Raw genomic sequence first — 12278 nt, forward strand, 5'->3', positions numbered from 1 at the left:
CTCGTGGTGGTGCTGCCGCCGCTCCTCGCCGGGATCGCCCTGTTCGTGGCGACGCTGCGCCCGCTGGCCCGGCGGCAGGAGGAGTTCCTGGTCGCGGACGAGCAGCTCGCGGGCCAACTGGGCGTCGTCTGCCCGGGGCTGCGGGACGTCGCGGCGGCCGGCGCCGAACAGGACATGGCCGAGGACCTGGACCGGGGCGTCGCCCGCGAGTACGCGACGGCCGGCGCGCTGGCCCGCTGGGGCATCCTGCGCACGGCGTCCCTCGCCGTCGGCGGCCAGCTCCCGCTCGTCCTGCTCCTCGCCGCGGCCCCCTGGCTCCTGGACCGCGGAGTGACGCCGGGCGCCCTGGTCGGCGCCCTCGCCTACGTCACCCAGGCGCTGCTTCCCGCCCTGCACAACCTGGTCAACGGCCTGGGCGCGAGCGGCTCCCGCCTGGCGATCGTGCTGCGCCGCCTGACGTGGGACGCGCCGGAAGCGACCGGGGGGCCGGGGGAGGAGACCGGGAGCGGCACCGGCCTCTCCCCTGCCGAATCCGCCTCCGCTCCTGCCCCCGCCTCCGCTCCTGCCCCCGTACCCGCACCTGCTCCCGCCCCCGCCCCCACGCCCACCCCCGCCCTCCACCTCTCCTCCCTCACCTTCGCCTACGGCCCGCACGCCGAACCCGTCCTGCGCGATCTGGGGCTCACCCTCGCCCCGGGCGAGCACCTCGCCGTCGTCGGACCCAGCGGTATCGGGAAGTCGACACTGGCCGGAATTGTCGCCGGGCTCCTCGTGCCGGACGCGGGAGACGTCCGTGTCGACGGGCGCCCGGTGCGCGGCGCGGGCGCCGTGGCGCGGAGTGTGCTCATCCCTCAAGAGGCGTACGTCTTCACCGGCACGCTCCGCGACAACCTGTGCTACCTGCGGGCGGACCAGGTCCCCGAGGCGGAGATGTTCACCGCCGTGGAAGCCGTCGGCCTGGCCCCGCTCGCCGAGCGGCTCGGGGGCCTCGACGCCGAACTCGTACCCGCTGAACTGTCGGCAGGTGAGCGGCAGTTGATAGCGCTGACCCGCGCCTACCTGTCGGCCGCCCCGCTGGCGGTCCTCGACGAGGCGACCTGTCATCTCGACCCGGTCGCGGAGTCGCGCGCCGAGCGGGCCTTCGCGGCCCGCCCGGGCGGCACTCTGGTGGTGATAGCCCACCGCATCAGCTCGGCCCGCCGTGCCGACCGCGTCCTGGTGATGGACGGAGCGCACGCCCTGTGCGGGCGGCACGACGAGCTGATGGAGCGTTCGCCTCTCTACCGGGACCTCAATGGCGCCGGCGACTGGAGGGGGCGGAGCGCCACCTCACACCCACCCCTCGCCCTGCGAGATCCGTATGGCGTCGATCCTGTTCCGCGCCCCGGTCTTGCGGGTGATCGCGGCCATGTAGTTGCGCACCGTTCCGTTGGACAGATGGAGGCTGCTGGCGATCTCGGCGACCGACGCGCCCCCGGCGGCGAGTGACAGAACGCTCAACTCCCTTCGGGTGAGCGGCATCTGAGCCGCCTTGAGAAAGCCGAAACCCAGTGATTCGTCGACGAACCGCTGGCCGGCCGCCACCTGTCTGATCCCGGCGAGCAGCCGTTCCGGCGGGCTCGCCTTGTTCACATAGCCCAGTGCGTCCGCCTCCGCCGCCCGCCGCAACTGGCCGGGGCGGTTGGCGGTGGCGAGCACCAGTACTCGGCACCCCCTCCCCAGTGCCGAGGGCCCGGTCAGTTCGCCGAGCGGGATGATCGCGCAGGCCGCCTCGTCGTCGAGGTCGACCACGCACAAGTCCGGCCTCACACTGCGTTGACGGCCGCGCGCTTGTGACCACGGCGCGTGGAACACCTCCAGATCCGGCTCACGGGCGAGTTGTTCCGCCAGAGCCATTCGCAGTAGACAGGCGTCGTGCACGAGAAGGACCCGGATCACGCTCTGCCCCTCCAGCTCCCCGCTCCGGTTGCTTCGTTCAAGCACGCAGGATCATTCATAGCGGTGAGTACCCCCTTCGTGACGCAGAGAACTGGCCAAGGGGGAGTTAGGGGGCGCATTTGCCATACGACTGTGCGCCCCCTGTGCGGCAGACGGCGGGACGATGCGATGCCGTCCGGGGGATCCGGCGTACTACGTCCTCGGCTCCGCCGCACGGCGTCCGGGCTCCGCCGTCAGGTCGATGAGCCGGCACACCGTCTCGATGTCGATTTTCACCTGGGCGATCGAGGCGCGGCCGGAGAGCCAGGTGATCAGCGCGGAGTGCCAGGTGTGCTCGATGACCCGGACGGCGGAGAGCTGCTGCGCGGTCGGTGTCCGCTCCAGGCCCATCGCGTCCAGGATGATCGCCGTCGTCAGCCGCGAGACCGTGTCGACCTCGGGGCTCACCGAGCGGTCCGCGAAGGTCAGGGCCCGCACCATCGCGTCCGCCAGATGCGGTTCGCGCTGCAGCGCGCGAAAGGCCCGCATCAGCGTCTCGGCGACCCGCTCCGCGGGTGACTCACCGGCCGGCGGGCGCTTCCTGATGGTCGTGTGCATGTGCTGCAGCTGGTCCTGCATGGTGGCGACCAGCAGATGGACCTTGGAGGGGAAGTAGCGGTAGAGGGTGCCGAGGGCGACGCCCGCCGCCTCGGCGACCTCGCGCATCTGCACCGCGTCGAAGCCGCCCCTGCTGGCCAGTTGGGCGCTCGCGTGCAGGATGCGGCGGCGGCGCGCCTCCTGGCGTTCGGTGAGGGGCGGCGCCGCCGGGTTCGCCGCCTTGGCTTCCGCTGTCATGTCGATGCCCCTTTGGAAAACGCCTCCCGAGATCGCACAGCATGGCAGGGAGCCCGTCGTGGCGCGAATCACCTGATCCGGGCCTTACACCTCGCCTACCTGCCGGTAGATTCAAGGCTCGTCCAGCGATCATTCGGCATTCATTCGGCGATCATTCGGCGATCAAGTCTGAAACTTGTTCTAGATTACCGTCCCGGCGTAACCTCGCGGAGAACCGCAGGAAGAAGGGGGCCGAGAGTGACCGCTGAGGCCATGGAGGCAGGCCCCCGCAAGGGCCCCGGCCGCGACGGCGAGCGCCCGCTGCGCATCGCCCTCCTCACGTACAAGGGGAACCCGTTCTGCGGGGGACAGGGCGTCTACGTACGCCATCTCTCGCGCGAACTGGCCAAGCTCGGCCACAGCGTCGAGGTCATCGGCGCGCAGCCCTACCCCGTCCTCGACGAGGGCGAGGAGCTGACGGGCCTCAAGCTCACCGAGCTGCCGAGCCTGGACCTCTACCGCTCGCCCGACCCCTTCCGCACCCCCAGGCGCGACGAGTACCGCGACTGGGTCGACGCCCTCGAAGTGGCGACGATGTGGACCGGCGGCTTCCCCGAGCCCGTCACCTTCAGCCTGCGCGCCCGGCGCCATCTGCGCGCCCGCCGCGGCGAGTTCGACGTCGTGCACGACAACCAGACCCTCGGCTACGGCCTCCTCGGCGACCTCGGCGCGCCCCTGGTCACCACGATCCACCACCCCATCACCGTCGACCGCCGACTGGAGCTGGACGCCGCGCCCGACTTCAGGCGCCGCATGTCCGTCCGCCGCTGGTACGCGTTCACCCGCATGCAGAAGCGGGTCGCCCGCCGCCTGCCGTCCGTCCTCACCGTCTCCGGCAGCTCGCGCCAGGAGATCGTCGACCACCTCGGCGTACGGGACGACCGCATCAGCGTCGTCCACATCGGCGCCGACACCGACCTCTTCTCGCCCGACCCGTCGGTCCCCGAGGTGCCGGGCCGGATCGTGACGACGTCCAGCGCCGATGTCCCGCTCAAGGGCCTGGTCTTCCTCATCGAGGCGCTCGCCAAGGCGCGCACCGAGAACCCCGCCGCCCACCTCGTCGTCGTCGGCAAACGCGCCGAGGACGGACCCGTCGCCCAGGCCATCGAGCGGCACGGCCTCGCGGGCGCCGTCGAGTTCGTCAAGGGCATCACCGACGCCGAGCTCGTCGACCTCGTCCGCTCGGCGCAGGTCGCCTGCGTCCCTTCGCTGTACGAGGGGTTCTCGCTGCCCGCGGCCGAGGCGATGGCGACCGGCACACCGCTCCTCGCCACCACCGGCGGCGCGATCCCGGAGGTCGCGGGGCCCGACGGCGAGACCTGCCTCGCGGTGCCGCCGGGCGACGCGGGGGCGCTGGCCATCGGCCTGAACCGGCTCCTCGGCGACGCCGGGCTGCGGGCCAGGCTCGGCGCGGCGGGCCGCGCGCGCGTCCTCGCCAAGTTCACCTGGGCCCGCGCCGCCCAGGGCACCGCCGAGCTCTACCGCGCGGCGATCGACCGCTCCGCCGGACAGGGCGCCGCCCGCGCGGTCGCCCGCGGCCACGCCGTCCCGGCGACCGCGACCGCAGCCACGGCCACGGCCGCCCCCGAAGTTGCAGGACCTCACCCCGAAAGCAGGGCCACGTGCTGACCGTCGACTTCACCCGCTTCCCGCTCGCCGCCGGCGATCGCGTGCTCGACCTGGGCTGCGGCGCGGGCCGGCACGCCTTCGAGTGCTACCGGCGCGGCGCCCAGGTGGTGGCCCTCGACCGGAACGCCGAGGAAATCAGCGAGGTCGCCAAGTGGTTCGCCGCGATGAAGGAGGCGGGCGAGGCCCCGGTGGGCGCGACCGCCACGGCCATGGAGGGTGACGCCCTCAACCTCCCCTTCCCCGACGCCTCCTTCGACGTCGTGATCATCTCCGAGGTCATGGAGCACATCCCCGACGACAAGGGCGTCCTCGCGGAGATGGTGCGCGTCCTCAAGCCCGGCGGCCGCATCGCCGTCACCGTCCCGCGCTACGGCCCCGAGAAGGTCTGCTGGGCCCTCTCCGACGCCTACCACGAGGTCGAGGGCGGCCACATCCGCATCTACAAGGCGGACGAGCTGCTCGGACGGATGAGGGAAGCCGGACTCAAGCCGTACGGCACGCACCACGCGCACGCCCTGCACTCGCCGTACTGGTGGCTCAAGTGCGCGTTCGGCGTCGACAACGACAAGGCGCTGCCCGTCCGCGCGTACCACAAGCTCCTGGTCTGGGACATCATGAAGAAGCCCCTCGCGACGCGCGTGGCCGAGCAGCTGCTCAACCCCGTGGTCGGCAAGAGCTTCGTCGCCTACGCCACCAAGCCGCACCTGCCGAAGGCCTCGGCCGACGCCGCGGCGGACGCCAAGTGACGAGCCCCGAGCGGACCGAACACCTCATCCTGCCCGGCGTCCTGACGGCCGATCAGGCCGCCGCGACGGTGCGCGGCATCCTCGCCGTGCAGCGCGAGGACGGCGCCATCCCGTGGTTCCGCGGCCACCACCTCGACCCGTGGGACCACACCGAGGCCGCGATGGCGCTCGACGCTGCGGGCGAGCACGCGGCCGCCGAGCGCGCCTACGACTGGCTCGCGCGCCACCAGAACCCGGACGGCTCCTGGTACGCGGCGTACGCGGACGGCGACCCGGACCACGTCACCGACCGCGGCCGTGAGACCAACTTCTGCGCCTACCTCGCCGTCGGCGTCTGGCACCACTACCTCTCGACCGGCGACGAGGGGTTCCTTGACCGCATGTGGCCCGCCGTCGTCGGCGCCGTCGAGTTCGTCCTCGCGCTGCAGCAGCCCGGCGGGCAGATCGGCTGGAAGCGGGAGGCCGACGGCACGCCCGTCACCGACGCGCTCCTGACCGGCTCCTCCTCCATCCACCAGGCGCTGCGCTGCGCCCTCGCCATCGCCGAGCAGCGCGACGAGGCCCAGCCCGACTGGGAGTTGGCGGCCGGCGCCCTCGCGCACGCGATCCGCCGCCACCCCGAGCGCTTCCTCGACAAGGACCGCTACTCGATGGACTGGTACTACCCGGTCCTCGGCGGCGCGCTGACCGGCGCGGAGGCCAAGTCCCGCATAGAGGAGGGCTGGGACCGCTTCGTCGTCCCCGGCCTCGGGGTGCGCTGCGTGGTCCCGAACCCCTGGGTCACCGGCGGCGAGAGCGCCGAACTCGCTCTCGCTCTGTGGATGACGGGCGAGTCGGACCGCGCCCTGGAGATCCTCCAGTCCATCCAGCACCTGCGCGACGCCGAGTCGGGCCTGTACTGGACGGGCTACGTCTTCGACGACAAGGCGCTGTGGCCCGAGGAACTCACCACCTGGACGGCGGGTTCACTGCTTCTCGCCGTGGCGGCGCTCGGCGGCGACGAGGCGACCTGCGCCGTCTTCTCCGGCGACCGGCTGCCGCGGGGCCTCGACCCGGACTGCTGCGCCGCGGTTCAGTAGCGGCGCAGGCGTCCGGCGAGGGCGTGGCCGACCAGGAGGTAGACGACGGCCGCCAGGCCGTAGCCCGCGACGACCCTGGCCCAGTCCTCGTCGAAGGTGAACAGGTCGTGGGACCAGCCGGCCAGCCAGCGGGCCGCGTCGTGGATGAACTGGACGAGGTCGTTGGCCCGGTTCGCGTCCAGCAGGTACATCAGGATCCACAGGCCGAGTATCGCGGCCATGATGTCGGCGACGAGTGCTATGACCCGTCCCGCGGTGCTGCCGTGGGAGTGCCGTGTGGGAGACATGGAGGCCGGGTACCGGGGAAGCCGCCGTTCGAAACCCGTTCGGGTCCACCCCGGTGGCGGGGCACGGCGGGCCGGGTGAGGGTGCGAGCAGGTCCGCGCGCTCCCGCGCGCCGCTCAGCCCACGCCTGGAGGCCCCGCCGTGCCCAGCACCGTAACCGTCCACCGTGCCGGAGTTTCCCTCACGCTCTGCTGCACCCTGCTGGCCGGTGCGACGGCCTGCGGCGGCAGCGGCGAGGACACCGCCACCGCGTCCGCGCCGTCCACCAGCAGCAGCGCCGAGAAGCAGAAGTTCGCCAAGACCCGCTTCGTGGCCAACGCGGGGCTCGCCGCGGGGGCGACCTACCAGTGGATCGTGAAGCCGTACCGCGCGGGCAAGTTCAAGAAGGGCGCGAACGGCCGGAAGTTCGCCCTGGTCAAGGCGGGCCTCGCGGGCGCGTTCACGTACAACAGGCTGAAGGCCGCGACGAAGAACGCGAAGGGCGATCCCACCCTCTCCAAGGCGGTGGCCCCGCTGACGTCCGGCATCGACGCCCTGAAGGACCTGCCGTCCAAGCTCCGCAAGGGCGAGGGGACGGACTCGGTGGTGAACTCCTTCGACGACATCATCAAGGACGTCAAGGGCGCGGGCAGCAGCGCGGGCGCGGACGTCAAGGACAAGGTGCCGTCGGCGGGCGAACTCAGCAAGGGCTGACGCGTTCCTAGGAGTTCAGCTCGGCCAGGACCCGCAGGGTGTGCGGGTCCGGCGCGAGTACGAGCAGGTCCGTGACCGGCCCCTCGCGCCACAGCTCAAGCCGTTCCGCGATGCGGGCGCGCGGGCCGACCAGGGAGATCTCGTCGGCGAAGGCGTCGGGCACGGCACGGACCGCCTCCTGTCTGCGCCCCGCGAGGAAGAGCTCCTGGATGCGCCGGGCCTCGGCCTCATACCCCATGCGGGCCATCAGGTCGGCGTGGAAGTTGCGGGCGGAGTGACCCATTCCGCCGATGTAGAAGCCGAGCATGGCCTTGACGGGGAGCAGGCCCTCCGCGACGTCGTCGCACACCTTCGCGCGGGCCATCGGGGCGATGGTGAAGCCCTCCCGCAGGCCGGTCAGCGACGCCTCGTACACGTCCGTCCGCAGCGGCGACCAGTACAGCGGCAGCCAGCCGTCCGCGATGCGCGTCGTCTGCGCGATGTTCTTGGGGCCCTCGGCGCCGAGCAGGACGGGCAGGTCGGCGCGGAGAGGATGGGTGATCGGCTTGAGGGCCTTGCCGAGTCCGGTGCCGTCCTCGCCGGTGTACGGGTGGGAGTGGAACCGTCCCGCCAGCTCCACCGGCCCCTCGCGCCGCAGGACCTGACGGATGACGTCGACGTACTCGCGCGTCGCGGTCAGCGGCGACCTCGGGAAGGGCCTGCCGTACCACCCCTCGACCACCTGCGGCCCGGACAGCCCGAGTCCGAGCATCAGCCGCCCGCCGGAGAGGTGGTCGAGGGTGAGGGCGTGCATGGCGGTGGTAACGGGGGAGCGGGCCGCCATCTGCGCGACGGCCGTACCCAGTTTGATACGCGAGGTCTGCGATGCGATCCAGGTCAGCGGAGTGAAGGCGTCGGAGCCCCAGGCCTCGGCGGTCCACACGGAGTCGTAGCCGAGCCGCTCGGCCTCCTGGGCGAGGGCGACGTGCCCGGGGTCGGGGCCGCGCCCCCAGTAGCCGAGTGCGAGCCCGAGCCGCATACGCCCTCCCAGTCGCCGAGACCGAGGGGCGACTGTACGACAACGGCCCCCCGCCCGGAAGGGCGAGGGGCCGCGGTACCGCTGTGCGTGGGGTCAGCCGCGCTGGATCCCCGTGGTGTCCTGCAGCACGCCGCGACGGCCGTCCTGCGTCTGGGCAACCAGGCCGGAGCCGCGCTGCTCGACGGCCAGGTACCAGGTGCCGGGCGCCAGTTCGGCGATCGGCGTGGGCGAGCCGTCCTCCGCGTACAGCGGACGCGGCACCGGCACGGCGAACCAGAACGGCGAGAAGTCACCGGCGGGCTGCGCCTGCGCGGGCGGCGGCGTCTGCCCGGCCTGCGGCTGCGACTGGCCACCGAAGGACTGGCCCTGCGGCTGGCCCGGCTGACCGCCGTACGGGGCGCCCGGCTGCGGCTGACCCGCACCGGCACCCGGGTAGCCGTAGCCGCCCTGCGGCTGACCGCCGTAGGGCTGCGGGGCCATCGGCTTCGGGCCGCCCATGAGGGGAGCCTTCAGCGCGGGAACGATCAGCCCGGCGACGGCGCCGGCGGCGAGCACCAGAGCGCCGATCAGGCCGAGGATGAGGCCGACACCGGCGTCCGGGGAGCCTCCGCGGCCGAGCGAGCTGTCGAAGAAGAAGCCGTAGGACTGGTCGGTGTCGAAGATCGCACCGAGGGAGCTCCAGGCGGCGGCGATGGTGAACGCCACACCGAGCTGACCGAGGTCCAGGCCCGCGACCTTGCGCTGCTGCGGCAGCGCGCGGCCGACGACGATGAGTGCCGCACCAATGATGCCGAGCAGGTACACACTCAGCAGCAGGTTGCCGTTTTCCCAGGCGTTCGGCAGCTTGTCACTGGGAGCGCCTTCGATGTCAAGGGTGTCGAGGAACGAGGCGATGAACAGCAACACCGCTGCTCCGATCACCACGCCGTCGCCTCGAGTGAGGGAGCGGAAATTCACTTCAGGGTCCTTCGTCAGTCGTCTCGTCAGTGGAGGCGTCGCTGTCGCCGTAGTCGCGGTCGTGTCGCGGTGCGCGAAGCGCGGGGGTGGCCCCTCATCGTACGGATGACACTATCCTCCGCGCGGGTGGGGTGTCTGCTCCGCATAAAGACCTTCACGAGATGAAGATCTCCCAGTTGCCTGTCTGTGACGCAATCACGTCGGCTCAGAGCGCGACCAAGTCGATGACATTGATGACGACGTGCCGGTTGGACACGACGTAGGTGATGAAGCCCCCTTTGAACGCGGCCGACCAGCTGTTGTCCCGGTTGCTCATCGCAGGAGGGCCGAACGGGTTGCGGATGACCCGCTTCTCCAAGTCTTCCAGCGCCGCGAGTTGCGGCGCGGCCAACCCCGCCTTGCGCTGCGCCGCCCGGTCCGCGTATCTGATCAAGTAGAGGCTCATCCATGCCTCCCTGCGTCGACCGGATTGTTGTCGGCGTCGTAGGCGTTGCCTTCCGCATCGTGGAAGACGAGTCCTTCGGTGTCGCCTTCCGCCATGCGTTTAGCGGTGTGCTCCACCTCGTCCAGGTAGCCGGGAGTGGCGCAGGCGCAGGCGAAGGGGAACCACTTGTCGAGGGCGACGTCCAGCGCCCCGTGGTCGAAGTCCGCTGCCGCGCTGAGCCAGTCCTGTTCGAACCCTTGCAGCCAGTCGGGTCGCCGCTGGAGCGCCGCGCGCATCGCTTCTGGAGTTCTCTCGCAGGCATTCGGGTCGACTTCGTGGACCATGAGCGCGGGCCTCCGGCGGATGGTGACGGGAGTGGACAGAGGGAAGTTCACCGTACGGGGGCGACGGGTGCGGGCACAGGAGGGAGCGGTCATTGCGCCCCACCTGAACGACTGTGACCACCGTTGGAGGAACGGCCACCTGATCCGGCGCGACGGGCGCACCCGGTCAACGCGGCCCGCCGCGGCCCGCGCCCTTCGGCCACACCACGCTGCCCGGGCTTCCTCGGCGCAGCGAGATCAGCAGTGCGGCCCGCTCGGGAGTCCGCGCCGACATGCGGAAGCCGCCGTCGACGGACGACACCTCGGAACTGCCGTCCTCGTGAGCGAGGCCCCAGGCAGCGACATGGGCGTCGAGGTACCCCTCGTCGGTCGCGTACTCCTCGACGATGGCGAAGAGGGTTGAGCCGTGGGGCCATCCGGCGCCGTGGAACGCGTTAGCGCTGACGCAGGAATCCCGCGATTCCCTCGGAGATGCCCTGCGCCGCCTTCTGGCGCCACGCACCACTGGTCAGCAGGGCCGCGTCCTTCGCGTCCCGCATGTTGCCGCACTCGATGAAGACCTTGGGGACCGTGGAGAGATTGAGGCCGCCGAGGTCCTTGCGGACGTCGAGGCCGGTGCCGCCTCCGACATAGTTGGAGGGGGCGCTGCCCGTCGCGCTGACGAACTTGCCCGCGATGCGTTCGCCCAACTCCTTGGAGGGGGCGACGATCGCGGTGGTGTCGGCGGCGCCGGACTTCACCTGTGCGGGCATGATCACGTGGAAGCCGCGGTTGCCCGCCGCGGAGCCGTCCGCGTGGATGGAGACCACCGCGTCGGCGTGCGCCTTGTTGCCGATCCGGGCGCGTTCGTCGACGCAGGGGCCCCAGGGGCGGTCGCCGTCCTGGGTGAACTTGACCGTGGCGCCCTGCTTTTCGAGCAGCGTGCGCAGGTGGCGGGCGACCTCCAGGGTGAACTTGGCCTCGGTGTAACCACCGTTGGTGGACGTCCCCGTCGTGTCGCACTCCTTGCGGTTCGTGCCGATGTCGACGAGGCGGTTGATGTCCGCCGTGTGCCGGAAGTTGCCCGGGTTGTGGCCGGGGTCGACCACGACGACCTTGCCCTTGAGGGGGCCGTTGGGGGCGGGGGCGGGGGCGTGCGGGGACGGCTTCGTAGTCGAATCGTTGCCGTCGCCGTTCCTGCCCTTGCCGTCCTTGTTCTTCTCGTCGCCCTTGTCGCCCTTGTGCTCATTGCCGTCCTTGTCGGGCTTACCCGTTCCCGAAGGGGAGGACGGCGCGGATCCGGACGACGCGTCCTGGCCCGCAGGCCCGGTCGACGAGGCCTGCAGTGATCTCGCGGGCTCGTTACCGTCGGGCCCGCTCGTCGCCTGGTACACGAGCCAGCCCGCCAGGCAGGCCGGCACCAGCGCGGCGACGGTCACCGTCAGCGGACGGCCGAAGCGGCGCCTGGGCGGTTGGGAGGGATCGAATTCCGGACCTACGTACGACACGAGGGCGAGCCTATCCGCGCGGCCCGTTCCCCGCTCGCGTTGGAGCGCCTCGGGCAGCCTCAGGGGTGACCTCAGGGGTGAGCCATCGCCGCCCGCGAGGTCAGATTCCCGTGCCCGTCCGCCGCAGCACGCGCAGCGAGTCCGTCACCGAGACCTCGGTGAACGCGCCGGACTCCAGGGCCCTGAGGTAGACGCGGTACGGCGCCTGCCCGGTCATGATGTCGACCGGGTCGGGGAAGACGTCGTGGATGACGAGCAGGCCGCCCTCGGCGACGTGCGGCGCCCACCCCTCGTAGTCGGCCGTGGCGTGCTCGTCCGTGTGGCCGCCGTCGATGAAGACCAGGCCGAGCGGACCGCCCCAGGCCTTCGCCACCTGCGGCGAACGGCCCACGATCGCGATCACGTGGTCCTCCAGGTCCGCCCTGTGCAGCGTGCGCCGGAAGGTGGGCAGCGTATCCATCCGGCCGACCTCGGGGTCCACCGTCTCCGGGTCGTGGTACTCCCAGCCGGGCTGCTGCTCCTCGCTGCCCCTGTGGTGGTCCACGGTGATCGCGCTCACCCCGGCCTGCCGCGCCGCGTCGGCCAGCAGGATGGTGGAGCGCCCGCAGTACGTGCCGACCTCCAGGAGCGGCAGGCCGAGCGCGGCGGCCTGCGCGGCGGCGGCGTACAGCGCGAGCCCCTCGCCGCGCGGCATGAAGCCCTTGGCGGCCTCGAAGGCGGCGAGGACCTCCGGCTTGGGCTCGGGCGCGGGCTTGGGCTCGGGCTCGGCGGCCATGGCCACGGGCTTCCTCCAGGTGGTGGGCGG

The 12278-nt window shown here is 71.7% G+C and carries 14 protein-coding genes and 1 pseudogene; 5 read left to right on the forward strand and 10 right to left on the reverse strand.

Annotated features, from left to right (window positions below):
• Positions 1 to 174 precede the first annotated feature (174 nt).
• Positions 175 to 1086 (forward strand): annotated as a pseudogene (locus tag ACFVYR_RS12590) (ATP-binding cassette domain-containing protein); the annotation flags it as partial.
• 243 nt (positions 1087 to 1329) lie between these two features.
• Here the strand turns inward: ACFVYR_RS12590 and ACFVYR_RS12595 are convergent.
• Together ACFVYR_RS12595 and ACFVYR_RS12600 are read right to left on the reverse strand one after the other, a co-directional pair.
• Positions 1330 to 1938 (reverse strand): LuxR C-terminal-related transcriptional regulator, encoded by a 609-nt coding sequence (locus tag ACFVYR_RS12595; RefSeq protein ID WP_389611801.1) that lies wholly within the window; start codon positions 1936 to 1938, stop codon positions 1330 to 1332.
• Between the two features lie 192 nt (positions 1939 to 2130).
• A complete protein-coding gene (locus ACFVYR_RS12600; protein ID WP_384256780.1) occupies positions 2131 to 2772 on the reverse strand; it encodes a TetR family transcriptional regulator in 642 nt (213 codons plus the stop codon).
• Between the two features lie 237 nt (positions 2773 to 3009).
• On the opposite strand from ACFVYR_RS12600, the gene ACFVYR_RS12605 reads away from it, so the two are divergent.
• The 3 genes from ACFVYR_RS12605 to ACFVYR_RS12615 are packed head-to-tail and all read left to right on the forward strand — an operon-like array spanning position 3010 to position 6265.
• Positions 3010 to 4440 (forward strand): glycosyltransferase family 4 protein, encoded by a 1431-nt coding sequence (locus ACFVYR_RS12605; protein WP_384256777.1) that lies wholly within the window; start codon positions 3010 to 3012, stop codon positions 4438 to 4440.
• Positions 4434 to 5186 carry a methyltransferase domain-containing protein gene (locus ACFVYR_RS12610; protein ID WP_384256775.1) on the forward strand — a complete coding sequence of 251 codons (753 nt, stop codon included), beginning with the start codon at positions 4434 to 4436 and terminating at the stop codon, positions 5184 to 5186. Before ACFVYR_RS12605 ends, ACFVYR_RS12610 begins: the two co-directional genes overlap by 7 nt.
• Positions 5183 to 6265 (forward strand): prenyltransferase, encoded by a 1083-nt coding sequence (locus ACFVYR_RS12615; protein ID WP_384256773.1) that lies wholly within the window; start codon positions 5183 to 5185, stop codon positions 6263 to 6265. Before ACFVYR_RS12610 ends, ACFVYR_RS12615 begins: the two co-directional genes overlap by 4 nt.
• On the opposite strand, the gene ACFVYR_RS12620 is transcribed toward ACFVYR_RS12615, so the two are convergent.
• Complete coding sequence (locus ACFVYR_RS12620; protein ID WP_384256771.1) at positions 6259 to 6552, reverse strand: hypothetical protein; 294 nt, start codon at positions 6550 to 6552, stop codon at positions 6259 to 6261. The two genes, ACFVYR_RS12615 and ACFVYR_RS12620, sit on opposite strands and share 7 nt — an antisense overlap.
• A gap of 139 nt (positions 6553 to 6691) precedes the next feature.
• Here ACFVYR_RS12620 and ACFVYR_RS12625 point away from each other — a divergent pair, with 139 nt between their 5' ends.
• A complete protein-coding gene (locus ACFVYR_RS12625; RefSeq protein WP_384256769.1) occupies positions 6692 to 7243 on the forward strand; it encodes a hypothetical protein in 552 nt (183 codons plus the stop codon).
• A gap of 7 nt (positions 7244 to 7250) precedes the next feature.
• Here ACFVYR_RS12625 and ACFVYR_RS12630 read toward each other — a convergent pair whose 3' ends face one another.
• The 7 genes from ACFVYR_RS12630 to ACFVYR_RS12660 all read right to left on the reverse strand — a co-directional run bounded on the left by ACFVYR_RS12630 (position 7251) and on the right by ACFVYR_RS12660 (position 12248).
• Positions 7251 to 8261: an LLM class F420-dependent oxidoreductase gene (locus tag ACFVYR_RS12630; RefSeq protein WP_384256766.1), complete on the reverse strand. Its 1011-nt coding sequence runs from the start codon at positions 8259 to 8261 to the stop codon at positions 7251 to 7253.
• A 93-nt stretch (positions 8262 to 8354) separates the two neighbouring features.
• Positions 8355 to 9218 carry a hypothetical protein gene (locus ACFVYR_RS12635; RefSeq protein ID WP_384256763.1) on the reverse strand — a complete coding sequence of 288 codons (864 nt, stop codon included), beginning with the start codon at positions 9216 to 9218 and terminating at the stop codon, positions 8355 to 8357.
• 205 nt (positions 9219 to 9423) lie between these two features.
• The gene (locus ACFVYR_RS12640; protein ID WP_384256761.1) at positions 9424 to 9663 is read right to left on the reverse strand and encodes a hypothetical protein; all 240 of its coding nucleotides are present in this window, start codon (positions 9661 to 9663) and stop codon (positions 9424 to 9426) included.
• Complete coding sequence (locus tag ACFVYR_RS12645; RefSeq protein WP_384256759.1) at positions 9660 to 10079, reverse strand: hypothetical protein; 420 nt, start codon at positions 10077 to 10079, stop codon at positions 9660 to 9662. The genes ACFVYR_RS12640 and ACFVYR_RS12645 overlap by 4 nt, the downstream gene beginning before the upstream one ends.
• Positions 10080 to 10152: 73 nt before the next feature.
• Positions 10153 to 10287: a hypothetical protein gene (locus ACFVYR_RS12650; protein WP_384256757.1), complete on the reverse strand. Its 135-nt coding sequence runs from the start codon at positions 10285 to 10287 to the stop codon at positions 10153 to 10155.
• Positions 10288 to 10420: 133 nt separating this feature from the next.
• A complete protein-coding gene (locus ACFVYR_RS12655) occupies positions 10421 to 11473 on the reverse strand; it encodes an N-acetylmuramoyl-L-alanine amidase (protein ID WP_384256754.1) in 1053 nt (350 codons plus the stop codon).
• 100 nt (positions 11474 to 11573) lie between these two features.
• Positions 11574 to 12248 (reverse strand): class I SAM-dependent methyltransferase, encoded by a 675-nt coding sequence (locus ACFVYR_RS12660; RefSeq protein WP_384256752.1) that lies wholly within the window; start codon positions 12246 to 12248, stop codon positions 11574 to 11576.
• Between the last annotated feature and the right edge of the window lie 30 nt (positions 12249 to 12278).

The sequence above is a fragment of the Streptomyces sp. NPDC058284 genome (assembly GCF_042881135.1).
In the GTDB taxonomy this organism is placed as follows: Bacteria; Actinomycetota; Actinomycetes; order Streptomycetales; family Streptomycetaceae; genus Streptomyces.

Coding starts and splice junctions, on each gene's coding strand:
- ACFVYR_RS12645 (WP_384256759.1), bottom strand. CDS start 10,079: ATGACCGCTCCCTCCTGTGCCCGCACCCGTCGCCCCCGTACGGTGAAC.
- ACFVYR_RS12620 (WP_384256771.1), bottom strand. CDS start 6,552: ATGTCTCCCACACGGCACTCCCACGGCAGCACCGCGGGACGGGTCATA.
- ACFVYR_RS12640 (WP_384256761.1), bottom strand. CDS start 9,663: ATGAGCCTCTACTTGATCAGATACGCGGACCGGGCGGCGCAGCGCAAG.
- ACFVYR_RS12600 (WP_384256780.1), bottom strand. CDS start 2,772: ATGACAGCGGAAGCCAAGGCGGCGAACCCGGCGGCGCCGCCCCTCACC.
- ACFVYR_RS12660 (WP_384256752.1), bottom strand. CDS start 12,248: ATGGCCGCCGAGCCCGAGCCCAAGCCCGCGCCCGAGCCCAAGCCGGAG.
- ACFVYR_RS12630 (WP_384256766.1), bottom strand. CDS start 8,261: ATGCGGCTCGGGCTCGCACTCGGCTACTGGGGGCGCGGCCCCGACCCC.